Origin of the sequence: Candidatus Palauibacter sp. (genome assembly GCF_965208055.1) — a bacterium.
Lineage (GTDB): Bacteria > Gemmatimonadota > Gemmatimonadetes > Palauibacterales > Palauibacteraceae > Palauibacter.
The window spans coordinates 275,296-298,109 of sequence record NZ_CBDBNY010000004.1 but is presented as its reverse complement, the minus strand read 5'-3'; the positions used below and the strand labels follow the sequence as shown (position 1 = coordinate 298,109).

20 protein-coding genes and 1 tRNA gene are annotated in these 22,814 nt (G+C 67.8%); 12 read left to right on the top strand and 9 right to left on the bottom strand.

Going from position 1 to position 22,814, the window contains the following annotated elements:
- Positions 1–15 precede the first annotated feature (15 nt).
- A complete protein-coding gene (locus ACOGXI_RS01585; RefSeq protein ID WP_419937156.1) occupies positions 16–1,290 on the bottom strand; it encodes a M28 family metallopeptidase in 1,275 nt (424 codons plus the stop codon).
- 151 nt (positions 1,291–1,441) lie between these two features.
- Here ACOGXI_RS01585 and ACOGXI_RS01580 point away from each other — a divergent pair, with 151 nt between their 5' ends.
- From ACOGXI_RS01580 to ACOGXI_RS01570, 3 genes are read left to right on the top strand one after another with little or no spacing between them, the layout of a single operon-like run.
- A complete protein-coding gene (locus ACOGXI_RS01580; protein WP_419937155.1) occupies positions 1,442–1,921 on the top strand; it encodes a hypothetical protein in 480 nt (159 codons plus the stop codon).
- Positions 1,922–1,933: 12 nt separating this feature from the next.
- Positions 1,934–2,488: a DUF6644 family protein gene (locus ACOGXI_RS01575; RefSeq protein WP_419937154.1), complete on the top strand. Its 555-nt coding sequence runs from the start codon at positions 1,934–1,936 to the stop codon at positions 2,486–2,488.
- The gene (locus ACOGXI_RS01570; protein WP_419937153.1) at positions 2,488–2,988 is read left to right on the top strand and encodes a DUF6644 family protein; all 501 of its coding nucleotides are present in this window, start codon (positions 2,488–2,490) and stop codon (positions 2,986–2,988) included. Before ACOGXI_RS01575 ends, ACOGXI_RS01570 begins: the two co-directional genes overlap by 1 nt.
- Before the next feature lie 42 nt (positions 2,989–3,030).
- Here ACOGXI_RS01570 and ACOGXI_RS01565 read toward each other — a convergent pair whose 3' ends face one another.
- From ACOGXI_RS01565 to ACOGXI_RS01545, 5 genes are all read right to left on the bottom strand, one after another.
- A complete protein-coding gene (locus tag ACOGXI_RS01565) occupies positions 3,031–3,549 on the bottom strand; it encodes a DUF6152 family protein (RefSeq protein ID WP_419937152.1) in 519 nt (172 codons plus the stop codon).
- A gap of 109 nt (positions 3,550–3,658) precedes the next feature.
- Complete coding sequence (locus ACOGXI_RS01560; protein WP_419937151.1) at positions 3,659–3,985, bottom strand: type II toxin-antitoxin system PemK/MazF family toxin; 327 nt, start codon at positions 3,983–3,985, stop codon at positions 3,659–3,661.
- Complete coding sequence (locus tag ACOGXI_RS01555; RefSeq protein ID WP_419937150.1) at positions 3,982–4,233, bottom strand: AbrB/MazE/SpoVT family DNA-binding domain-containing protein; 252 nt, start codon at positions 4,231–4,233, stop codon at positions 3,982–3,984. Before ACOGXI_RS01555 ends, ACOGXI_RS01560 begins: the two co-directional genes overlap by 4 nt.
- An 82-nt stretch (positions 4,234–4,315) precedes the next feature.
- Positions 4,316–5,368 carry a hypothetical protein gene (locus ACOGXI_RS01550; protein ID WP_419937149.1) on the bottom strand — a complete coding sequence of 351 codons (1,053 nt, stop codon included), beginning with the start codon at positions 5,366–5,368 and terminating at the stop codon, positions 4,316–4,318.
- Between the two features lie 64 nt (positions 5,369–5,432).
- A complete protein-coding gene (locus ACOGXI_RS01545; RefSeq protein ID WP_419937148.1) occupies positions 5,433–6,251 on the bottom strand; it encodes a hypothetical protein in 819 nt (272 codons plus the stop codon).
- A gap of 228 nt (positions 6,252–6,479) precedes the next feature.
- Between ACOGXI_RS01545 and ACOGXI_RS01540 the strand changes: the two genes are divergently transcribed.
- The 6 genes from ACOGXI_RS01540 to ACOGXI_RS01515 all read left to right on the top strand — a co-directional run bounded on the left by ACOGXI_RS01540 (position 6,480) and on the right by ACOGXI_RS01515 (position 15,428).
- The gene (locus ACOGXI_RS01540; protein WP_419937147.1) at positions 6,480–7,601 is read left to right on the top strand and encodes a peptidyl-alpha-hydroxyglycine alpha-amidating lyase family protein; all 1,122 of its coding nucleotides are present in this window, start codon (positions 6,480–6,482) and stop codon (positions 7,599–7,601) included.
- Positions 7,602–7,672: 71 nt separating this feature from the next.
- Positions 7,673–8,380, top strand: coding sequence for a hypothetical protein (locus ACOGXI_RS01535; RefSeq protein ID WP_419937146.1), 708 nt, complete (start codon positions 7,673–7,675; stop codon positions 8,378–8,380).
- Between the two features lie 446 nt (positions 8,381–8,826).
- Positions 8,827–9,531 (top strand): hypothetical protein, encoded by a 705-nt coding sequence (locus ACOGXI_RS01530; RefSeq protein ID WP_419937145.1) that lies wholly within the window; start codon positions 8,827–8,829, stop codon positions 9,529–9,531.
- Positions 9,532–9,926: 395 nt separating this feature from the next.
- Entirely contained in the window at positions 9,927–11,981 is a 2,055-nt protein-coding gene (locus ACOGXI_RS01525; RefSeq protein ID WP_419937144.1) for a serine hydrolase, read from the top strand.
- 127 nt (positions 11,982–12,108) lie between these two features.
- Positions 12,109–15,039, top strand: coding sequence for a TonB-dependent receptor (locus tag ACOGXI_RS01520; RefSeq protein WP_419937143.1), 2,931 nt, complete (start codon positions 12,109–12,111; stop codon positions 15,037–15,039).
- 113 nt (positions 15,040–15,152) lie between these two features.
- A complete protein-coding gene (locus tag ACOGXI_RS01515; RefSeq protein WP_419937142.1) occupies positions 15,153–15,428 on the top strand; it encodes a hypothetical protein in 276 nt (91 codons plus the stop codon).
- A 254-nt stretch (positions 15,429–15,682) separates the two neighbouring features.
- On the opposite strand, the gene ACOGXI_RS01510 is transcribed toward ACOGXI_RS01515, so the two are convergent.
- Positions 15,683–15,767: transfer RNA gene (locus tag ACOGXI_RS01510), tRNA-Leu, on the bottom strand.
- A gap of 138 nt (positions 15,768–15,905) precedes the next feature.
- Between ACOGXI_RS01510 and ACOGXI_RS01505 the strand changes: the two genes are divergently transcribed.
- Positions 15,906–16,565 (top strand): hypothetical protein, encoded by a 660-nt coding sequence (locus ACOGXI_RS01505; protein WP_419937141.1) that lies wholly within the window; start codon positions 15,906–15,908, stop codon positions 16,563–16,565.
- Positions 16,566–16,719: 154 nt separating this feature from the next.
- On the opposite strand, the gene dut is transcribed toward ACOGXI_RS01505, so the two are convergent.
- Positions 16,720–17,250, bottom strand: coding sequence for a dUTP diphosphatase (dut, locus tag ACOGXI_RS01500; RefSeq protein ID WP_419937140.1), 531 nt, complete (start codon positions 17,248–17,250; stop codon positions 16,720–16,722).
- Positions 17,251–17,278: 28 nt separating this feature from the next.
- Entirely contained in the window at positions 17,279–17,845 is a 567-nt protein-coding gene (locus ACOGXI_RS01495; protein ID WP_419937139.1) for an NADPH-dependent FMN reductase, read from the bottom strand.
- A 328-nt stretch (positions 17,846–18,173) separates the two neighbouring features.
- On the opposite strand from ACOGXI_RS01495, the gene ACOGXI_RS01490 reads away from it, so the two are divergent.
- Entirely contained in the window at positions 18,174–19,229 is a 1,056-nt protein-coding gene (locus ACOGXI_RS01490; protein WP_419937138.1) for an AAA family ATPase, read from the top strand.
- A 173-nt stretch (positions 19,230–19,402) separates the two neighbouring features.
- Positions 19,403–22,786 carry an amidohydrolase family protein gene (locus ACOGXI_RS01485; protein ID WP_419937137.1) on the top strand — a complete coding sequence of 1,128 codons (3,384 nt, stop codon included), beginning with the start codon at positions 19,403–19,405 and terminating at the stop codon, positions 22,784–22,786.
- Positions 22,787–22,814 lie beyond the last annotated feature (28 nt).

Below are 22,814 nucleotides of genomic sequence, written 5' to 3'. Positions count from 1 at the left end.
TCGCAGCCGGCCGCATCAGTTGTCGAGCCTGGCGCCGGTCAGCTGGGCGATCGCGGCGAGCGTGGTTTGCGCGGCGTTGAGGCCGAGCCGGAAGTCGTCGTCCGTGTAGGTCGTCCACACGTCGGTCGGCTGGTGCCAGTTCGGGTCCCACCCGGCGCCGACCTGCGCGCCCCGCTCGTTCTCGCGCAGGCTGATCGCCGGCACGATGTCCATGAACGGCGTGGAATCGGTGTTCGTCATGTGGGGCCCGACCGCGGCCGGATAGTCGGTCGCGTAGTCTTCGTTCGCGGCCTTGAAGAAGAAGGCGAGCTTCATCGAGTCGTCCGCCCGCTCGGAGTTGGACTGGAACTCGATGTTGACGTCCGCCTCGGGCCGCTGGTCCCGGCTCACCAGGCCATCGGCCCCGGGGGCGCCGTGATCCCACAGCATCATGTCGTGCTGCACCATCCCCAACCAGCGCGGCTCGGGGTATTGGCCGGAACCGGGCGGGTCCTCGATCCCCTGCAGTGCCTGGCGCTGGGCGACGTAGGCGCGGGCTCCGTTGAGGCCCGTCTCTTCGTTGTTCCAGAGGACGAAACGGATCGAGCGCTCCGTCTGTACGTCCGGGGCGCTGAAGATTCGGGCGAGTTCCATGACGAGGGCGGTGCCGGAGCCGTCGTCGTTCACCGCCTCGTTCACGCCGTGGCCGTCCATGTGGGCGCCGATGATGTACATCTCGTCCGGGCGCGTCGTCCCCACCTTCGTGCAGTAGACCTGGGACCGGTCGCCGTCGACGGGCTCCTCGCGGTTGAGTTCGCGGATGCGCTCGTCGGGCTGCGCCATGAGGTCACGGTTCACGCCGGTCGGGCCGCGGTAGCCGAAGATCGTGCTCCCGCCCGAGCCGGGACCGCGCCGTCCCACGCGACCCCCGGTCTGCGTCGTCAGGTCTCCCGCGTTCGGCGGCGGACGCTGGCGGGCGCCGCGGCGGGGCGGCGTGCCGCGGGGGGCCGCATCGGGTGGGGGCGGGGGCGGATAGGTGTAGAAGACCCGCTCCGTGTTCGTGCAGCCGAACGCCTGCAGTTGCGCTTCGATCCAGTCCACGGCGTCACGGTTGCGCTGCGTTCCCTGGCGCCGGTCGCCGAACTGCGTCAACCCCTTGAGCGTCGTCTTGTAATCGTCGAGCGTCAGTCGGGCGACGAGGGTCGCGACCGGATCCTCCGCTTCGCCGACGGGCTCCTGCGCCTGCAGTGCCGGTGCGAGGATGCCCAGCGAAAGCGCGACGGCCGCGAGGGCGTATGAACGTGTACGCATGAACCACCTTCCGGGAATGAGGGGACAGCCCGTGTGGCGCACCGTAGGTTCGTGCGCGGGAGAATCGCAACCATTCGGAACGTGAAACGGACGTCGGCCGCTGGCCGGGTTCGTAGCGCGGGCCGCAGCGGCGCGAATAGGTTCCCGGCCCATGAAGAACTCCAGGCTGCCGCTCCTCGCCCTCTGGGTCGCCGCCGGGTGCACCGGGGAAGCGCCGGAGCGCCCGATCCCGGTCGCGGACATGCAGAAATTGATGGTCGCCGTGCTCGAACCCGCCGCCGAGGCCTACTGGGACGGCGTGGGCGAGGTCCTCACCGAGGAGGGCGTGCACCAGTTCCGGCCGCTGACCGAGGAGGACTGGACCTCGCTCCGCAACGCGGCCTTCGTCCTCGCCGAATCCGGCAACCTGCTGATGATGGACGGACGCGCGCGCGACCGAGGCGACTGGATGGCCCACTCGCGGACGATGGTCGAAACCGGCCGTCTGGCGCTCGACGCCGTGGACCGCCGAAACGCCGACGCGGTGTTCGACGCCGGCGCGGAGGTCTACTACGCCTGCCGCGACTGCCATGCCCGGTACGCGACGGAGACCCTCCGACCGAGCGACCCACGCGGCGGAGGCGGGCGCTAGCCCCGCCGGCCCATGGAACGATTCCTCGAGTGGCTGGGGAGCACCCCCTGGAGCATCGCCCTGCTGGAATCCACGCTCGCGTGGCCGCTCATCGAATCCTCCCATGTCCTGGCGGTGGCCCTCTTCTTCGGCACCGTGATGATGAACGACCTCCGGCTGCTGGGCTGGACGATGCGGCGCGTGCCCGTCTCCGAGGTCACCGGCCGCCTCCTCCCGTGGACCCGGATCGGATTCACGGTCATGGTCGTCACGGGGTCTCTCATCTTCTACTCCAACCCGGTCCGTTACTACCACAACATCTTCTTTCGATTGAAAGTGCTGCTGTTCGTGGTGGCCGGACTCAACGCTTTCCTCTTCCACCGGGGGATCCACCGCCGCGTCGTCGAGTGGGAACGCCTCCCCGTCCTCCCGGGGCGGGCGCGGGCGGCGGGCGCCGTCTCGCTCGCAGCGTGGGCGCTCATCATCGTGGCGGGCCGGCTCATCGCCTACAACTGGTTCGACTGCGACATCCCCGGACAGCCGGGTTGGGTCAACCGGTTGGCGGGCTGCGCCGTGGCGGGCGACTGATGGGCGGGCGTCAGTTCGCGCCGGAAGCGTGGCTCCCCTTCTTCGAGCGGCTTGAGAACACGGGGCTCGGGACGGTCGTGCGCGAGTCGATCTGGGCGTTCCCGGTCATCGAGGCCGTCCACCTGCTGGGGCTGGGTCTGCTCGGCGGGGCGCTGCTCCTCGCCGACCTCCGGCTCTGGGGGGCGGGGCTCACGCGCCAGCCGATCGCGAGCGTCGTGCGGCACGCGCATCCGTGGCTCGTAGGCGGGGTGGCGCTGATGTTCCTGACCGGAATCCCGCTGTTCCTGTCGGAAGCCGTGAAGTGCTACTACAACACGTCCTTCTGGGTGAAGATGATCTCGCTGCCGGTCGCGCTCTCGTTCACCTTCGGAGCCCGGAAGTGGATCGTGGCCGCGGCCCCGGAACGGGCGGACTGGCGCACGCGGCTCATCGCCTTCATTTCGCTGGGTCTCTGGTTCACGGTGGCCGCCGCCGGGCGCTGGATCGGTTTCTCGGCCTGAACCGCGTCCCTACGGATCTCGCGCGCGGACGGGATCCGTGCGCTAGTCGTGCTCCTCGAGGATGCTGTGGCTCGTGACCTCCACGACCTCGCCTTCCCAACCCGGGGGCGGCTGGCAGGGGTTGCCTTCGTAGCCGGGATCGTTCGGCCTCGGCGCGCCCCCGGGAGGAGCGCCGGCGCCGGACGAGCCCATGAAGAACTTGCTGCCGTCGGTGAAGGTGACGTCGCGTCCGTTGGCGCGCTTGAGCGAGTGGTCCTTGGCCTGGTAGCCGTCCACGATGAGTTCGGTGCCGGGGGCGAGGCAGTCCCGCTGCAGGCCGCGGCGCAGGAGCGTGTTCGGCGTCCCGCCCTCGACCATCCAGACCTCCGATCCGTCATCGGTGTCGACCTCGAGGTGAATCCACGTGTGGGGGTTCACCCACTCGAGCCGCACGACGGCGCCCTGGAGCCGGATGGGGGCGTTCCGGTCGAACTCGGCGCCGAAGGCGTGGTGCGCGATCAGCGGCGCCGCCGCCGCCAGCGCGACCCCGCCCGCCAGGAGATAAAGAGGCAGCTTCCGCATCGATCTCACCCCTGTCTCTTACGTGCACGACCCGGCTCCGGGACGCCGGCTCTTCCACGATTCCATCCAGAATAACAGGATCGCCCGACCTTGCGCGACCGCGCCCGGTTCAAGGGGCGAACATGCGCTGAAGCACGTCGAGAACCTCGGTCATGGCGTCGTGAGATAACCGGCCGATTCGTCGGGTCAGGCGGACGCGGTCGACGGTGCGCAACTGATCGGCCACGACGAAGCCGTCTCTGTTCCGGAACCGGCAAGCGATACGGAAGGCATAGGCACGGCCGCCCGTGGTCATCGGCGCCGCGAGATAGGCGCCGAGCGTCGGATTCAGGTCATCGGGAGAGACGATGACGCATGGGCGGGTCTTCTTGATTTCCGAGCCGAGGGTAGGGTCGAGGGCAACCAGATACACGTCACCGCGTCGCGGTTCCGTCACTCCCACTCCCATTCGGAAGCATCGAAGACCGTTGGCGACGGGTCATCCAGGAGTCCGCTCTCACCACGGTCGCGAAGCTCTCTCGCCGCCTCCGCCCAACCATCCCTGGGGTTGCCCGCGCGTTCGATGAGCAGACCCGAATCCACAACCTTCAGCCGCAGCGGCGTATCGAGCCCGGCCGCTTCGATCAAGGCTTTCGGGATTCGGATCCCGCGGGAGTTTCCGATCTGAATGAGCCGCGTTTCCATTCCGCTTCGCTCCGTCACCGTTGCCGCTCGAGTAGCTCGTCGCCGTAGGTACAAAGTAATCACGCTCCGCGACGTTCGCCAACTATCCGCCAGCCGTCCGGCGCTCCTGGGCGCGGGCGCCGCTGAGGACGTTGGAGAGGGCGTAGTTGCCCTCGTGGCACGCGTACTCGTACAACGCGCCGTCGAGTCGTGTGAAGGGCACTTCCCCGCCCCAGTTGTCGGTGAAGGTGTCGGGGTCCTCGACGGTGAACTCGTAGTGGATCGTGTGTTCGTCGGCGCGCGTGAAGCGCTCGGTCACGGTCATGTTCCCGGAGCCGGGGCCGAACAGGTAGACGTAAGCCGCCATCTGGTCCGGGTTCAGGTTCGTCGTCCGCACGACCAGCGTGTCGCCCGCCCAGCGGCCCCACGATTCCCCGAACCACGGGTGCACCCCGTCGGCGGCCGGCTTCGGCTCGCCCAGCCGGATGATGCGGACATCGTGCACCATCTCGGTCAGGATCATGATGTGGTCGGGCGTCTGCACGATCGTGTAGTTGTTGTTGTAGAAGTAGTTCGGCAGCATCGGCGGGCCGGCGTTGGAACCGAAGGAGAGGATGCAGCGCTCGCCGACGGGGCGGTTCTCGGGGTTGTCGTACTCGCCCGCCAGCCGCCCGTAGGCCCGCAATCGCCGCCGCTGGCCCTCCGGCGTGAGTTCGGGGATGCGACCGTCGTCCGGGTATGTGAGGAGAGAGCTTCGGGGCTCGCCGCCGAACACGGCGACCCGGTCGCCCGCGTCGATCCAGAAGTAGTTGTAGCCGCCCACGCCCCCGGCCGCGCCCGTGGACCCGTCGCCTCCGACCGGCGGGGCTTCGCGGTCCGGGTCGCTCGGCGCGTTTCGTTCGTCGATGTGCTCCCGGCGCCGGCCCTCGCGGACCGCGACCTCTTCCGCCGTCAGCACGAGCGCCTCGCCCTCGGGGCGCTCCAGCGGCGTCATGGTCCCGTTCGTCCAGTCGCCCTGCAGGTCGGGATGCCCCTCCGGAGTCCGCGGGACGATCCACCCATCCCCGTCTCCCGCGGGGACGCCGCCGGTCCCGCCGCAGGCCGCAAGAAAGACACCTCCGAATCCGCCCCCGAGTCCGGCTCCGAGCAGCAGCACCGCGGAAAATCCTCGCGGGCGCCGTCGACGATTCGCGAATCTCATCGGTGCGCGCAGGCCCCGGCTACCGGATCGGGGTCTTCCGGAGGTGTCCGTACATCAACTCCTCCACGAAGGGGACGCACTTGAACTGCCCCAGCCGCGCGTCGGGATCCACGTTCCGGTACAGCGGCAGGCGGATCGTCCACGGCTCCGAGAACGTCTCGGGGTCCTCCATCGTGGCCTCGTACATGAGATGGTCGGGCCCGAGCATCGTCCACCGTTCCGTGACCGTGAGCCGGTAGCCGTGGTGGTTCCCGGCCCGGTCGAACCACGTCTGGCCGTTGAACCCGTTCACGGTGACGACGAAGGTGTCCTCCTCCCAGCGCCCCACCGACTGGCCCATCCAGGAGTCCACCTGTGGCGGACCGGGATCCTCGAGATAGATGTCGCGCACCGCGCCGGCGTACTCGTAGGCGATGAAGAACTTCGATTCGCTCTGGAAGATCTGGAACGGGAGATGCATGTAGTTCGCGCGCGGGACGCCGGGCAGGTAGCAGCGGATCTCGGGGTCGCGCTCGAGCCAGCGCTCGCGGTTCTCGTCGCGCCGCTCCAGGGCTTCCGGCAGGTAGGGGATGCTCCCGCCGACCACGATGCCCTGCCCCGACGGCACGGACCCCACGGCGCCGAGCGCGACGACCTCGTTGGCGGGGACGGGCACGACGGGGCCTTCCCGCATGGCGAGTGCGGGACGCGCCATGTGCGGCTCGATGTCCCAATACGCGTTTCCGAGTGCGGCCCAGATGCCGTTGAAGTCGGGATGTCCCGAGGCCGTTCGCGGGATGCCGTCGTTCGGCGCGCAGGCAGCCACCGTTCCCAGCCCCAGGGCGAGAAGGGCGTTCAAGACACGGCTCCCGCGACGGGGATTCCGCTCCGCGCGACGATGCTCGCGTCTCTTCAGGAAGTTCGCCATCGGCACCGGCCTCCGGGTTGATCGTTCCGCGTGCGTCGAGTCGAAAGTGCGACCCGGCCCATTCTCTGGCCAGATCGACGGTTCGGGGGCACATTTCGAGATGTGGGCGACGCAGGGGCGGGGTACGGGTTGCGCAACACTGAACGGCTGGGAGGAAACATGAAGAACCTGCGCGTAACCGGACTGGCGCACCTCACCGCACTGGGGGCTGCGTTCCTTGGCATCGCGGCCTGCGGAGCGGAGGATGCTGCGGTAGACGAGATGATGGATTCGGCCGAGGTCGCGGATCCGGCGGCGGCGGGTCTCCCGAACCCCACGCCCAACGTGATCAAGGATTGGGCCCAGCTTCCGGATGGCCGCGAGTGGGGCTCCACGGCGGGCATCGACATCGACCCCACCGATGGGCACGTCTGGGCGTACGACCGCTGCGGCGGGATCGCGCTCGCGGGCGGATGCGCCGAGAACATCGTCGACCCGGTCTTCAAGTTCCACCGCGAGACGGGCGAAATCCTGGCCAGCTTCGGGGCCGGCCTTTTCGTTCTTCCGCACGGGATCCACGTGGATGATGACGGGAACGTGTGGATCACCGATTCCCAGGGGACGGAGGACAAGGGGCACACCGTCGTGAAGTTCTCGCCCGAGGGCGAGGTGCTCATGACGCTGGGGCAGACGGGCGTTCGCAGCAGCGAGCCCGGTACCTTCTTCAACGAACCCTGCGACGTGATCACGGCGGCCGACGGCTCGATCTTCGTTTCGGACGGCCACAGCGGACAGAACGCGAACCCGCCCGAGGGCTCTACCGGCCGCATCATCAAGTTCTCGTCCGACGGCGAGTACATCATGGAGTGGGGCGTGATCGGCGACGGCCCGGGCGAATTCCGGACGCCGCACGCGCTGGAGTTCGACTCGCAGGGCCGCCTCTTCGTCGCGGATCGCGGTAACCACCGCGTCCAGATCTTCGATCAGGAAGGGAACCTGCTCGACACCCACTACCAGTACGGCCGCGTGAGCGGACTCTTCATCGACGCCGAGGACAACGTGTATGCGATCGACTCGGAGTCGAACCCCAACCAGCACTCGGACTGGCTGACCGGCGTCCGGATCGGCCACGCGTCGGAGGACCGGGTCACGGCCTTCATCCCGCCGCACGAGTCCGACGATCCGCAGGGCGAGGCCGGCGAGGGTGTCGCGGTCGATGCGGACGGAAACGTTTATGCTGCGGAGGGACCGAATTCGAGGGCCGCCGCCGAGGGCGGACTCACGAAGTACACGAGCAATTGACGCGCGATTCGATGCGCGATTTGACGCGCAGCGCGCAACTGACGCAGAGCTGCTGCAGGGGAGGAAAAACGATGACGCTGAGAAGATTCGCTTCGGGGATGGCGGTGGGTGCGTCGGCGCTGGCCTTCACGGGGTCCGCCGCCATCGCCCAGGAACTCAACGAGGTGTGTCCGGACTCGCCGGACATGACCGGCGCGCTGTGGGGACTCGTCTCCGACCCGGACACGCAGATGGGGCTGCCCAGCGCCACCGTCGTCGCCAGTTGGGAGAAGGACGGCGAGGAGGGGCAGATGGAGGGCCAGACCGCGCTGGACGGCGGCTACACGCTGTGCTACGTGCCGCTCGGCGTCGAGATCTCGGTTCAGCCTGCGTTCATGGGCACGGGAGGAGCCGCCACAACGGCCAATCTCACCGAGGAGATCACCCGCCTGGACCTGGTGTTCTCTCTCGCCGGCGTCGGCGGCGGCGGTGGAGATGACGACCGCATATGGGCCTGCTTCGGCGCCGACGACAACCAGATCAACATGCAGAACTCGCGCCTCGTCCGCTGCGAAACCAACTGGCAGGAACTCGAGCGCTGCCCCAAGGAAGCGGAACACGGCCAGGTTCAGGCGACGATCACCGGCGCCGGGGTCGGGACGTTCCGGGAAGCGCTCGAGAAGGTCATCGTCGAGACGCGCCGGCTGGGGGCGAACGCGCTCATCAACTGGCGGATGAGCCGTAACTCGCTGACCGCCGAGGCGGTCACGATCACGGTCGATCCCTCCACCTGCACCTGATCCCGCCGACGGGGGCGGGCTCCCGGACGGTGGAGCCCGCCCCGCCGCCGGTCGATCCCGTCTGCGCTTATAAGATGGCCGATGGTCGAATCGAGGAATTTTCGACCTTCGGCGGTTGCAGTTCGGCGATTACGATTTACGGTCCCGCTCCCGATCCCTGTGATACGTTGAACGAATGTTGAGCCGCCGGGCGGCGTCCTCTCGGACGACCTCTTCCTGGAGTTGGCTGACGGGTTCGATCTGTTCGGGGACACGGTCGCGATCGCGGACCGCGGGGCGGGGCGGGTCCAATTGTTTCGCTCCGACGGGGAGCATATCGCGACCCTGGGCGGGCCCTCGGGACCGGGGGACCCCGACGTTCTACAGTCCCCGTCGCGTCCCCGTCGCGCGTCGAGTTCGCACCGGACGGCGCGTTGTGGGTAGGCGACGCCGGCCTCGGAGCGCTGGTGCGGTTCCCTCCCGGAGAGGGCGAGCCGCAGACCGTGCGGCTTCCAGTGATCTCGACCGCGATCGGATTCGGCGTCGACCATGTGCTCGGTCCGGTCGGACCGAGCCTTGAGCCGGGCTTCCTGCTCACGGCGTACGCGGCCGGGGACCGGCCCCCGAACATCCCGAGCGAGGTCCCGCTTCCCGCGGAGCTGGCGTATGAGGCGTCCTGGAGGAGCCGAATAGGCGCCTTTAATCTGGTGGTGTCGGGCGGGCGGAAGGGCGAGGTCGTCCTCCTCGACGCGATGGAGACGATCCTGTGGCGAATCGAGCTGGAGTACGAGCCGCCCAGGATCGTCGGCATCTCCCGCATCCCGGTACCCCGGTGGCTGGTCGAGAGCACGCGGGCCGAGATGGCGCGGATCGTCGAGGGGCGCCCCGGCGTCAGGGCTCCCGGGTTCAAGGACATGCGGGCCGGAGAGCGGGGAGTGTGGCTCGTTCCGGCGATCGAGCCGGTTGACGGCCTGTTCCTGCCCTACGAGGAGGGGGGCCGGACCACGGTGCTGTGGCGCGACCCACTCCACGAGGAGGCGTGGAGCAGCCGCGTGCTGGACGATACGGCCTGGCAGATGTACCCGGCGAGCCTCAGGCTGTTCACGATCGCGGGCGAAGGTTGGTCGCAATCCGATCCTGCTGTGCGTAACAAGGACGTTGGCGACCGGTAGCTCAACGAGACGCTGGAAGGGAGTACGGCGTCCAATGCGCGTGTGCCGCCGCCCATTGCCGCCGACCATTGCCGCCGCCCATTGCCGCCGCCCGGGCACCACCCGGCACCACCCGAGGGAGAAACCTGAGGTGCCCGTGGGTTCCTGGGAGTCCGTGTGAAGCGTTGAGCCGATTCAAGATTGAACTTTCAATTGGCCCAAGCCGATGCAGGGGCGCTGACTCTTCCCACGAGTGCTTGAGATCTCGCGCCGTTGCTCAGGCGGGCCGCGGCGGAACCATGCCCGTCGTGACGCCGGTGAGAGGTCATTGACCCTGTCCTGCGGTTGCCCGCTCGAGTCCGGCTTCCTTACCGTCTGTCGCGCGCTCCATCGAACCCGCCCCCGGAGTTACCCAGATGAACACGCATTTGAACACGCGTCGCCGTCGCCGCCCTCGTCACCCGCTTGGTTACGCTGGTTCCGCGCTCTGCGCCGGGCTTCTCGCCCTTCTCTCGGCCGGAGGGATCGCGGCTCAGAACACGGAACTCGAGGTCGGCCGGACGTTGGCGGGCACGCTGGCCGCGGGCGACACGGCGCGCTACACGATCGAGACGGCCGAGAACGACTTCGTCCTCGGCGAGGTGAACCAGATTTCCGTCGACGTGACCGCGCGCGTCCTCGACCCGGAGGGGACGCAGGCCGGACGCTTCGGCGGGCTGGGGCGCGGCGTCGAACGCTTCGGCGGGCGGACGGCCGGCGCGGGCATCCACACGCTGGAACTGTTCGTCGCGGGAGACGATGCCAAGGCCGGCGGGCGCTACGAGATCACGCTGCTGCGGCGCGAACCGGTCGCGACGGACCCGGAGGAACTGGCGGACCAGGTCATGTCCCGCTTTGACGGACCGCATTCTCCGGGGGGCGCGGTCCGCGTGTGGCGCGATGGCCGCACGCTCTTTTCGAAGACCTACGGGATGGCGAACCTCGCCTACGACCTCCCCTTCGAGGAGGACACGCGGACGAACATCGGTTCGACCTCGAAGCAGTTCACCGCCTTCGCGATCATGCTGCAGGCGGAGCGCGGACTCCTCTCGCTCGACGACGACATCCGCGAGCACATCCCCGAACTTCCGGAGTTCGAGCACACCATTCGGGTGAAGCACCTGATCACCCACACGTCGGGACTGCGCGAGTTCCTGAACCTGCTGCGGATGACGGGCCGCCGCCTCGACCACGGCGACTGGATCGACCGCTCGGAACTCATCGACATCGTCCAGCGGCAGCCCGCCCTCCAGAACGAGCCCGGCGCCGAGTGGAACTACAACAACACGGCGTTCGGCCTCGCGGCCGTGATCGTCGAGCGGACCTCCGGGCAGGACTTCCCCGTCTTCATGCGGGAGAACGTGTTCGGGCCGCTGGGGATGAGCGGGACCATGGTGCGCCCCTCCACGCGGCACATCGTTTCGAACATGTCCGAAGGCTACACCCCGGGCCCGGATGGATACCGCCAAATCGGCGACCTCGGCGGCGCGGTCGGCGCGGGCGCGATCTACAGCACGATCGGCGATTTGCAGACGTGGGCCGAGAACTACGCGAACCCGCGGGTCGGCACGCGGGAGAGCATCGATGAGATGATGACCTCGTTCGTGCTCAACGACGGCGAGGAGACGGGGTACGGGTACGGTCTCTCCGTCGACGAGCAGCGCGGGCTGAAGCGGGTGAGCCACGGGGGGGCCGATGTCGCGCACCGCTCGATGTTCGTCTTCTTCCCCGAGATCAACGCCGGCCTCACCACCCAGAGCAACCACGCGCAGTTCAACAGCGGCGTCGCGTACGAACTCGCGGCGGCCTTCTTCAAGGACGCGATGGAAGCGGAGGAAGACGCCGCCGCGGGAGGAGACGAGGAGTTCGATCCCGAGGACTTCGACCCCGAGGCCTTCGACGAGTTCGCCGGCCGGTACGCGCTCGACGCGGCGCCGAACTTCATCCTCGCCTTCACGCGCGAAGACGACACTTTCTACACGCAGGCCACGGGCCAGCAGCGGCTCGAGATCGTCCCCACGTCCGACTCGACCTTCCGCCTGCTCGCGGTCGAGGCTTCCGTCACCTTCCTGCGGGATGCGGAGGGCGACGTCGAAGGGCTCACGCTGCACCAGAACGGGGACAACCACGCTACGCGCCTCGAGGGCGATGAGGCCGAGGCATGGGAGCCGACGGCGGAGGATCTCGCCGACTTCGCCGGTCGCTTCTTCAGCGAGGAGCTGGAGACGTTCTACACCTTCGCGGTGGAGGACGGAGCTCTCGTCCTGCACCAGCGCAGGCTCGACCGCGAGGAACTCGAACCCGGAGAAGAGGATCAGTTCTCGGGCGGCGGCCTGTCGTTCGCCTTCGAGCGGGACCGCAACGGTCAGGTCATCGGCTTCTATGTCGCCAACGGTCGCACGCGCGACGTTCGCTTCGGCCGGGTGCGCTGACGAGCCGGGTGTCCCGAAGTGGACGCGGCCGTCTCGCGCCCGGGTCCCGGCTGACAGCAACCAGGGTTCGGCTTAGTTTGTACTCGAGGGGACGACGACGGTTTCAACCGAAGAGGAGGCGCGCGCGATGACGGGATTCGGGATTCATTTCGGTCGCATCGGGAGGCGGGGAGCCTTGGTACTGGCGGCCGCGATTGCGTTCGGGGCCCTCCCGGGCGCCGCGTGGGCCCAGGTCCGGATCGCCGGGTTGGTGACGGACGAGGTGACGGGCGCGACGCTCGCCGCCGTGCGGGTCGAAGTGCTGGGCGAGGGCGGCGCCGTCGTGGCGGAGGCGATAACGGGGACTGGCGGGGAATACGAGATCACCGGCGTGCCGGCCGGGACGTTTTCGGTCCGCTTCACCTCCCCCGGCTGGGAGACGGTGGTCACGGAGGCGCGGTCCGTTCCGGCCGACGCGATGACGTTCGTGTCGGCGACCATGACGCAACAGTCGTTCGAACTCAACCCGCTGACCATCACCGCCTCCCGCACGCACGAGAAGGTGCTCGAGGCGCCGGCGGCGGTCGAGGTCGTCTCGACGCGCGATCTCGAAGAACGCCAGGTGACAAGTCCGATCGAGCATGTGGAGCACCAGCCCGGCGTGGACGTGGCCCGCACCGGGATCCGCGGCCGCACCGCCGTATTGCGGGGATTCAACAACATCTTCTCCAGCCGCACGCTGTTCATGACGGACAACCGGATCGCACGCGTGCCATCGCTGCGCGTGAACATCTTCTACCTGAACCCGGTGTCGGACCTCGACACGGATCACGTCGAGACCGTGCTGGGCCCGGGATCGGCCCTCTACGGACCGAACGCGGCGGGCGGCGTCGTCCACTACATCACGAAATCGCCAATCCGCTCGCCCGGAGCGACGTTCTCCGTCGGTGGCGGTCTCCGTCAGCAGGGTGACGACGCGGGACTCGGCAGCGGTCCCATCCAGGGTGGAGACGCGGGGCTCTTCCAGTTCGACGGGCGCATCGCGGTCGCCCCGAGCGACAAGTTCGGGTTCAAGATCTCGGGCCAGTACTTCGACGCGACCGAGTACGTCTTCAACGATCTGGTCGAAGCGCAGGCGGCGGTCGCGGGACAAGCCTGCATCGGGGCCGGATTCGATCCGGCCTCCCCCGCGTGCCAGCCGTTCGCCTCGGGCCTCGACCTGACGAATCCGGCCGATCAGGGCGTGCTGGCGCAGTCCGCCCGCAACGTGGCGGCGGGCCGCGACGACGGGCACAGGAACTGGGGCGTGGACGCGCGCATGGACTTCGAGCCGTCGCCGGGGACTTCGCTCATCCTCGCGGGCGGGCGAAACACGGCCGCGCAGGCGACGGAACTCACGGGGCTGGGCGCGTCCAACGTGACCAACTGGAGCGTCACCTACGGGCAGGCGCGGCTCCGGCACAAGGACCTGTTCGCGCAACTCTTCTACAACTACAACACGAACGACGAGACCTTCCTCCTCCGAAACGGTCGTCCGCTGTTCGACAATTCCTCCCTGCTGGTGGGACAGTTGCAGTACCAGTCGCGGATCGGCTCGGCGCACCGGCTCATCTACGGAGTCGACTACCTCGGGACGAACCCGGACAGCAAGGGGACGATCAACGGACGGTTCGAGGACGACGATGAGACGACGGAGGTCGGCGGCTACGTCCAGTGGGATTGGGCGCTGAGCCGGAAGTTCGATTTCACCGGCGCCTTCAGGTACGACTACAACAGCAATCTCGCGGATCCGGTCTTCTCGCCGCGCGCCGCTGTCGTCTTCAAGCCGGACGCTTCGAACTCGTTCCGGCTGACCTTCAACCGGGCGTTCTCGACGCCCACCTCGACGAACCAGTTCCTGGACATCTCGGGAGGAACGATCCCCATCACGGGCACGCCGTTCTTCTACGACCTGCGCGCCACGGGCTCGGGCGGACACGGTTACTCGTACATGCGGGACAACGGGATCCCCATGCACATGTCGCCGTTCAACGTGCTGCGGGGCGGAACCCCTCGCGAGTTCCTGCCGACGACCACGGCGCAGTTGTGGGCCACGGCGGTGAATCTTCTCGGCGTCGCCTACCCGCAGCTGGCTCCGCTGGCGCCTCTGATCCCCGTCCCGTCGGGGGACCAGGTGGGCGTCCTGGCGCTGCTGCTCGATACCGAGGTCGCCGGCGGTGGCGCGCCGCCGCCGGGCTGCGTGGCGCCCCCGTTCTGCGAGGCCGTCGACCTCGCGAATCTCCAGGATATCGAGGCGCTGGGGCCGACCGTCAGCAACACCTTCGAGCTCGGGTACAAGGGAGTATTCGGAGACAACGTTACCGTCGGGGCCAACGCGTGGTTCACGCGCTACGACAGCTACATCGCGCCCCTCCGGCTGATCTCGCCGCACGTCTTCCTCAACGGCCCGCAACTGGGGACGTATCTGTCGGGAGTGTTCCGACAGCTCGTCGGCGTGGCGTTCCCGAACGAGGCGGCAGCTTTGGCGACGGCGCAGCTTATTGCGAACGAGGCAGCGCAGATTCCGCTGGGCGCCGTGACTCCGACGAGCGTCGGCGGCACCGCCGCGGCGATGGCCCTCGGATACCAGGATGCGGGCGGGTTCGACGTGATGGGGGGCGAGTTAGGCGCCGGTTTCCTCCTCAGCGATCAACTGGAGATGGCCACATCCCTCTCCTTCATCAACCGCAACACGTTCGAGTCCGCAGGCGAACTCCTGAGCGAGGTGTCGCTGAATTCGCCGACGGTCCGCGGGACCGCGTCGCTCACGTACCGGAACGACGATTCAGGAGTCAACGGGGGCCTCCGGTTCCGGGCGCAGAACGGCTTTCCGTTCAACTCCGGCCCGTGGGTGGGCGATCTCGACGCCATCGCCACGCTGGACGCGAACTTCGGCTTCCGTATCCCCGGGTACGAGGACCTCTGGTTCCAGGTGGACGTGTCCAACGTCTTCGACAAGGCCTACCAGAGCATGGTGGGGGCGCCGGCGATCGGCCGCGTGGTGCTCGCCCGGATGCGCTGGGACTTCAGCCCGTTCTAACTCCGGGCGCGATGATCTTTTAGGATGGAAGAGATGCAAGCTGCCGGCGGCGGGCGTATCGTACCCATGAGCGTGACCCCTCCGGCCACCCAAAACCGACACGTAGGAGACCTATGCTGCGCTTGGACATCCTTCCGCGCCTAATCCCGGATTCGCACTGCGAAACCCGCCAAGAGGCCATTGCGGAAGTGGCCCGGCGACGGGCGTCGCCCGTCGTCCACGATGCCGTAACTCGTTTTGACGAGTCGCCGTACGGAGGCTATCGCGTCTACACGGTGTCGCTCGAAACCGCGATGGAGGTGTTCGTGGACATGGTGGATTCGGGGCTTTCTTCTGAATCAGCTAGCGTCCCGGCCTCAGGCTATGGGAAGACGGCGGCCTATCGGTGACGGACGATACCGGTGGGAACGTGGTGCCAAGGGGAACACCTTACGCATAGGATTCAACTAACCTGGGTCGTCGCTGGCATCGTCGTCCTCGTGGTAGGGGTGATCCTGTCCATGGCGTTCTGGGGAGGCGACAGTCAACGGGATCTCGCAACGGCGCTCGCGCGGGACGCGATCTCAGCGGGCGCGTTCCTGGGTCTCGGGTTCCTTCTGGGTCGGCGATCCCGCACCTGACCCGAGGCGCGCCCGATTGTGGATGCCGGGGGTGGGGCTCGAACCCACACGGGGATGGACCCCTTCGGATTTTAAGTCCGATGCGTCTGCCAATTCCGCCACCCCGGCGCAACGCGTTCGCCACCCGGCGCACGCGGATTCGGAAGCTAATGCCTCGGCTCCGTTCGTGGCAGGAGAACGCTTCGGCTTGCGGGTGAGGCGGCTGGGGGCGCAGCATGGACTTGAGGATTCTGCCCGGAGGCCAGCATGAATCGTTTCCTGAAGCGACCCGTTGCCGCCCGCGCCGTCTCAGCCGCCGGCGCGCTGGCGATCCTGCTCTGCGCGCCCGGCGCCGTACTCGCCCAGGCGCATCCGAACCCGGCCACTCCCGACTCGCTGCGCCAGATCCAGACGATGGAGCCCCGCATGGGGCCGCCGGGCACCGAGGTCAGCCTCTACACCGAGAATATCCCGCTGCAGGCGAGGGTCGTCGTCGGCCTCGGGGCCATCGGGACGGGCTTCGAGGAACTGGGGACCGGCGATCAGGGCGAGTTCGGCGAGATCGGAGCCACCGTGAGCGTGCCGGCGAGCGCGACGTGGGACCGCGCGGTCGTCTTCATCATCTTCAACGGGAACTTCGCGCCCACGGGGCTCTCCGATCCGTTCCACGTGACGGATGAGAACGGCCGGATTCAGCGTGCCGGCACGATCGCGGGGCAGGAGAACGGCTGCGTGACGTTCGAGGACCGGGACGGGTACTTCTACACGCTTGCCGGCGACCTGGGAGACGCGACGACCGGGGATCACCTCATCGTCGAGGGGACGGCGTCGCGCTCCGTCGCCTGCCCGTACGCGGACACGATAGAGGTCGACCGCGCGGAGGAAACGGAACCGGTCGACCGCCCCCACCCGGACCCGTTCGGGTAGTGCCGCGGTAGCCTTCTCGCCGACGCCGGCGCTCAGCGCCTGGACGAGCGGGTGACTTCGACGAGGAAGATGACGAGCAGCGTGATCAGGACGGGGATGGCGAGGAGCCATTCCTGCAGTTCGGGCATCGTGTCTTCTCCTTATCGTTTGCCGGTTACCGTTCGCCGGTGCTGCCGAGCCCGCCGGCGCGATCCGTGGAGATCGCGACCGGCCCCTCCTCCCAGCGCGCGACCCGGTACTTGTGGAGGACGACCTGCGCGATCCGTTCGCCGTGTTCGATCCGTATGGGGTGCGGCGCCGAGTTGAGGACGAGGACGAACCACTCATCCGGATAGTCGGCGTCGACGGTGCCGGGCGCGTTGGGGACGGTGAGCCCCCGCTTCCAGGCGAGGGACGAGCGCATGCGGATCTGCGCTTCATAACCATCGGGCAGGCGGGCGCGGAAGCCCGTGGGCACGAGCGCGCGATCGCCGGGTTCGAGGACGATCCATAGCCGCCCCCCCTCGCCGCGGGTCGGGTCCACCGGGATGGTTTCGCCGTTCGTGCTTCGGTGGACTCGCACGGGACCGCACGTCAGGTGCGCGCGGATGTCGTAGCCGGCCGACTGTTCCGTCGCCCGTGTCGGCACGCGGACACCGTCCGCCAGCCTCTCGAAGATGACGCGGGCGCCGTTGGCGTCTGACAAGAACCCTTGCTCCCGTCTTCCTGAAGGTCTATCGGAACCGGTACGCCCATTCTGCGGCGGCGGCCATGAATCTGTCGAGACGCTTGGCGATCGTTTCGTCCGCCAACTCGAGATCCTCATCGAACACGGCGCCCGCCCCCGAGAGCAGGATCCGCGGCTGTGGCATCACGTGGGCGTTCAGCCCCACGAGCGACTCGCGCAGGGAGCGCTGCGCCAGCGCGGTCCCCAGCCGGCCGGGCGTCGCCCCAATGATCGCGACGGGCTTCGCGTCCCACGCCTGCGGGCGGGGTGGTCGCGATCCCCAATCCACGGCGTTCTTGAGCACGGCCGGCAGACCTCCGTTGTACTCGGGCGTCGCGAGCAGCACCAGGTCCGCCGCATGCGTCGCCGCCTTCAGTTCGGCAACCGCGCCAGGGTCGCCCGTCGCTTCCACGTCGCCATCGTAGAACGGAAGGCACGAGGGATCGAACTCGCGAACCTCGACGCCAGCCGGCACGCGGGCCAGCGCGGCGCGCATGAGCGCCCGGTTAAGGGACCGCCGACGCTGGCTGCCCGCCATGGCAAGCATGGAGAGGCCGTCCGGGTCGTGTGTCATGGGCCGGAGAGTGCGCAGTAAGGCGACGCCACGCAAACGTCAACGTCTTCCCGCACCAGCGACGTTCCCGCGGGAACGCGACGGCACCGCGACGCGATGCCCGCCAAAGGAGGCCCGATTCTCACCTGATCACGAGCGTCATCTTCCAACGGCCACGAAAATATGTTATGATTTGCGTATGATACATGAATTCTCAGTATCCAACTACGGATCGATACGCGATACGGCGACCGTGGATCTCCGGATTGCGGGGACGGCACCTGACCTCGCCCGCTTCCGCCGGAGCGCCGCCAAGCCGGGCGTGCGGCTCCCCGCGGTAGCCGTCCTTGTGGGGCCGAACGCGTCGGGCAAATCCACCCTGCTGCGCGCGCTGGTCGACCTCCTTCGCATCGCCTCCCGACTCGACGATTCCGTGACGCTTGTTCCGTTTCTCTCGGAAGACACCCGGCGGAAGGACACGCAATTCGTGCTCGAGGGTGAATGGGACGTGCTGCCCGGCGGATCGCCCAGCCTGTTCCGCTATGAGCTCACGCTCGGTCGGAGCGGTGATGCGGACGAGACGGCAGACTTGTTCGTTCGCCACGAGGCGTTGCTCCAATTCCCGAAGGGACGCCGTCGCAGATTGTTCGAACGATGGGAGGACGGAACACCCGTCTACGTCTCTCCCGAGTTTGAGATCAAACCCCGGGACGACCGGCTCAAGGCGGTTCGACCGGGTGCCTCGGTCATCGCGACCCTCGCATGGCTCAACGTTCCTCTGGCCGTTCAGATCGCGGACAAGATGAGAAGCTGGCTCGTCGCGACGAACATTTCCGGGCCCGACACGCTGGAGACCAAGACATCGACGGTGGTCGACTGGTTGGAAAGACACCCGGAATCGCGGCGCTGGGTTGAAGCCCGGATCAGGTCCAGCGATCTGGGCATCGCCGACCTCGAGCTCTTCGACTCCAGACTCGCCGGCTTCGGCAAGTACGTTCGGTTCACTCATGATGGGCTTACCGACCCCGTCCTGTTAGATTACGAATCCGCAGGTACTCGGCGCCTGTTTCACTTACTGCCCTCGATCAAACTCGCACTCGACCGGACCGGACTGGCCATCCTCGACGAAATCGACGGCGATCTGCATGTGGACATCGTGGACGAACTGCTTCGCCTGTTCAGGTCTCGCGAGAGCAACCCGTTGAACGCACAACTCGTCGTCTCGTCCCATCATGTGGGCCTGCTCGATGGTCTCGAAAAAGAGGAAGTCCTCATTGTTGAGAAGGACAGCGGCGGCGCCACTCGAGTATACGGCCTCCAGGATGTTCAGGGGCTGCGCCGCGATGTGCGTCTCTATCCGAAGTATCGCGTGGGAGTACTGGGCGGCCTTCCAAGGCCGGGCTGAGCGCAGGTGCCACGCCCCAAAGTTCAGCCACGCCGCGTCATCTTCCTCGGCCTTTGAGCCGGTCTGCATACTGGCGCCCGGCGTGGCGGGGTCCCGATGTTTTGGGTGTCAGATGGAATACGCACGTTCAGGAGCATCAGCCAAGCCATAAGGAACATCTGAAGGAGTCACCCATGAGTCAGCTCTTTTCCAACATCCCGTGTATCCGCTCCGCAAGCCTCGTCGCACTCGGGCTCCTGCCCGGGCTCGCTGGCGGGGCGGCCGCGCAGGAGGGCTCGAACGGAGACGGCGAGCCCGAGAACGAGGATCTGCCGCTTCCCGTCGATCGCCTTGTCCCAATGGACATGACGGAGGGGAGCTGGATCTCTCTCGACGTGAGCCCGGACGGCGAGACGATCGTCTTCGACTACCTCGGGGACCTCTTCACAATCCCGATCGGCGGCGGGGATGCGACGCAGCTCACGTCGGGGATGGCCTTCGACGCCCAGCCCCGCTTCTCCCCCGATGGCGCACGGATCGTCTACACGTCCGATTACGACGGCGGGCAGAACATCTGGATCCGCTCCCTCGATGGCTCCGACACCACCCAGATCTCGAAGGGTTCGGCCAATCGCGCCGAGTCTCCCGAGTGGCTGCCGGACGGGGATTACGTTGTCGCGTCGATGGGCGGCTTCCGCGGGGGCGGGCTGCCGAAGCTCAAGATGTTCCACGTGGACGGCGGGAGCGGCATCCAGCTCGTCTCGGAGCCGGACAACCTGAAGATGCTCGGGGCCGCGGTCTCCTCGGACGGCCGCTACATCTGGTACGCGCGGCGCACCGGAGACTGGACCTACAACGCGCAGTTCCCGCAGTACCAGCTCGAGGCGTACGACCGGGAATCGGGAGAACGCTATACGCGGTCGTCCCGCTACGGCTCGGCGATCCGGCCCGTGCTCTCCCCCGATGGCCGCTGGCTCGTGTTCGGGACCCGTCACGAGGAGCATACGGGGCTCATGATCCGGGACCTCGAGAGCGGCGACGAGCGCTGGCTCGCCTATCCCGTCCAGCACGACGACCAGGAATCGCGCGCCACGCTGGACGTGCTCCCCGGCATGTCGTTCACGCCGGACTCCCGGCACCTCGTCGCCTCCTACGGCGGAAAGATCTGGAAGCTGCCGGTCGACGGCGGTGACGCGGAGGAGATTCCCTTCCGCGTCCGGTTCGAGCTCGCGCTGGGGCCAAGGGTCGACTTCGACTATCCGATCGAGGACACGCCGACCTTCACCGTGCGCCAGATCCGCGACGCGGCGCCCTCCCCCTCCGGCGACCGGCTCGCCTTCACGGCGCTGGACCGCCTCTGGGTGTCGGACGCCGACGGTTCGAACCCCGAACGCCTCACGGACGCGGACATGTCGGAGCACTTCGCGACCTGGTCGGCGAACGGCGAGTGGCTCGCGTACTCGACGTGGGACGGGACCGAAGGGCACCTGTACAAGGCGCGCGCGGACGGCGGCGGGGATCCGGTGCGGCTCACGCGCGACGCGGCGACGTACTTCGCCCCCGCCTGGGGGCCGGGCGACCGGATCGTCGCCGTGAGGGGACTCGTCCGAGCCTACGAGACGCAGGGAGAGGGCGGCGCTCCGGGCACCGAGATCATCTGGGTGCCCGCGGATCCGGACGGCTCCGGCGGCGGGCCGGCGACGCTCATCGCACCCACGGACGGACGCGCGAACCCCCATTTCGTGGAGGAAAACGACCGCATCCACCTCTTCCGGTTCCCGGACGCGCTCGTCTCGATCCGCTGGGATGGGACGGACGAGAAGGAGCACGTCAAGGTGCGCGGACCCACGCCTCAGGGTTCGACCCAGGGCCTGTCTCCCTCGACCATCGAGATGGCGCCGCGCGGCGACCAGGCGCTCGCGGAGGTCCAGCGCGAGATCTATACGGTAACGGTGCCCCGCGTCGGCGTGACGCCGACGATCAACGTTTCGAACCCGGACAATGCCGCCTTCCCCGCGCGCCGCGTCACCGATATCGGCGGGGAGTTCCCGGCCTGGAGCGGCGACGGCCGCACGGTGCACTTCTCGCTCGGCAACGCGCACTTCTCCTACGACCTCGACGCCGCGCAGGCGTACGAGGACAGCGTCGAAGCGGCCGAAGCCGATGAGGAGGCCGATGAGGAGACGGATGAGGAGGCCGGGGCGGAGGCTGAGGGGGAAGAGGAAACCGGGGAAGAGGAAACCGAGGAAGAGGAGGAGGACGAGGGTTACCGCGCCGTCGAGCACCGGATCCTGATCGAGGCGCCGCGCGACATCCCCGCGGGCGTCGCGGTACTGCGCGGCGGACGTGCGATCACCATGAACGGTGACGAGGTCATCGAGAACGCGGATATCGTGGTCCGGAACAACCGGATCGAGGCGGTGGGAGCGAGCGGCTCGGTCGCCGTTCCGGAAGATGCCGTCGTCTTGGACATCGGCGGACGGACGGTCGTCCCCGGGTACGTTGATACACACGCGCACCTGCGAGCGCGCGACCAGCTCCACCGGACGGACGTGTGGCCCTATCTCGCCAACCTCGCATACGGAGTGACGACGACGCGGGACCCGCAGACCGGGAACACGGAGGTCCTCTCCTACGCGGACATGGTCCGCACCGGGAGCGTTCTCGGACCGCGGGTCTACTCGACGGGGCCGGGCGTCTTCTGGCAGGACGGCATCGACACGGAGGAGGAGGCGATGGATGTCCTCTCCCGCTACTCCGACTACTTCGATACGAAGACGATCAAGATGTACGTGGCCGCCGCGCGTAAGGGGCGGCAGCACATCATCATGGCGGCCCGCGAACTGGGACTCATGCCGACGACGGAGGGGTCGCTGAACCTCCGGCAGAACCTCACGGAGACGGTGGACGGATATCCGGGGCTCGAGCACTCGATCCCCATCTTCCCGGTGTACGACGACTACGTGCGGCTCTTCGCGGAGACGGGCCGGGTCTACACGCCGACGCTGCTCGTCTCGTACGGGGGACCGTGGGCGGAGAACTACTTCTATTCGCGCGAGAACCCGCACGACGATCCGAAGTTGCGCCGCTTCGTCCCGCACGATGAGGTGGATTCGCGCACGCTGCGCCGGCCGCAGTGGTTCCGCGAGGACCAGCACGTGTTCTCGCGGCACGGGGAGTTCGTCAGGAACCTCGTCGACGCGGGCGGCAAGGCGGGTGTGGGGAGCCACGGCCAGCTGCAGGGGCTCGGGTACCACTGGGAGCTGTGGGCGATGGCCGCCGACGACATGGACGAGCACGACGCGCTGCGCATGGCGACGATCTACGGCGCCGAGGCGATCGGGCTCGACCGGGACCTCGGCTCGATCGAGGCGGGCAAGCTCGCCGACCTCGTGATCCTGACGGCGAATCCGCTGGACGACCTGCGCAACACGAACGCAATCGAGCGAGTGATGCTGAACGGGCGCCTGTACGACGGGGAGACGCTGGACGAGATCCATCCCCGGCAGCGGCCGCTGGCACCGCTCTGGTGGTGGGACGACGAGCCGGAGGGTCTCCCGGGCGTCTCGGACCGATAGGCGGTGGGGGCGTCCCTGTGAAGCCTTA

What these genes read in the sequence shown, in the direction of transcription:
- ACOGXI_RS01555 (WP_419937150.1), bottom strand. Translation starts at nt 4,233, where the DNA reads ATGGAAACGCGGCTCATTCAGATCGGAAACTCCCGCGGGATCCGAATC.
- ACOGXI_RS01540 (WP_419937147.1), top strand. Translation starts at nt 6,480, where the DNA reads ATGAAGAACCTGCGCGTAACCGGACTGGCGCACCTCACCGCACTGGGG.
- ACOGXI_RS01535 (WP_419937146.1), top strand. Translation starts at nt 7,673, where the DNA reads ATGACGCTGAGAAGATTCGCTTCGGGGATGGCGGTGGGTGCGTCGGCG.
- ACOGXI_RS01575 (WP_419937154.1), top strand. Translation starts at nt 1,934, where the DNA reads ATGGAACGATTCCTCGAGTGGCTGGGGAGCACCCCCTGGAGCATCGCC.
- ACOGXI_RS01570 (WP_419937153.1), top strand. Translation starts at nt 2,488, where the DNA reads ATGGGCGGGCGTCAGTTCGCGCCGGAAGCGTGGCTCCCCTTCTTCGAG.
- ACOGXI_RS01580 (WP_419937155.1), top strand. Translation starts at nt 1,442, where the DNA reads ATGAAGAACTCCAGGCTGCCGCTCCTCGCCCTCTGGGTCGCCGCCGGG.
- ACOGXI_RS01565 (WP_419937152.1), bottom strand. Translation starts at nt 3,549, where the DNA reads ATGCGGAAGCTGCCTCTTTATCTCCTGGCGGGCGGGGTCGCGCTGGCG.
- ACOGXI_RS01520 (WP_419937143.1), top strand. Translation starts at nt 12,109, where the DNA reads ATGACGGGATTCGGGATTCATTTCGGTCGCATCGGGAGGCGGGGAGCC.
- ACOGXI_RS01495 (WP_419937139.1), bottom strand. Translation starts at nt 17,845, where the DNA reads ATGACACACGACCCGGACGGCCTCTCCATGCTTGCCATGGCGGGCAGC.
- ACOGXI_RS01585 (WP_419937156.1), bottom strand. Translation starts at nt 1,290, where the DNA reads ATGCGTACACGTTCATACGCCCTCGCGGCCGTCGCGCTTTCGCTGGGC.
- ACOGXI_RS01525 (WP_419937144.1), top strand. Translation starts at nt 9,927, where the DNA reads ATGAACACGCATTTGAACACGCGTCGCCGTCGCCGCCCTCGTCACCCG.
- ACOGXI_RS01485 (WP_419937137.1), top strand. Translation starts at nt 19,403, where the DNA reads ATGAGTCAGCTCTTTTCCAACATCCCGTGTATCCGCTCCGCAAGCCTC.
- ACOGXI_RS01515 (WP_419937142.1), top strand. Translation starts at nt 15,153, where the DNA reads ATGCTGCGCTTGGACATCCTTCCGCGCCTAATCCCGGATTCGCACTGC.
- ACOGXI_RS01505 (WP_419937141.1), top strand. Translation starts at nt 15,906, where the DNA reads ATGAATCGTTTCCTGAAGCGACCCGTTGCCGCCCGCGCCGTCTCAGCC.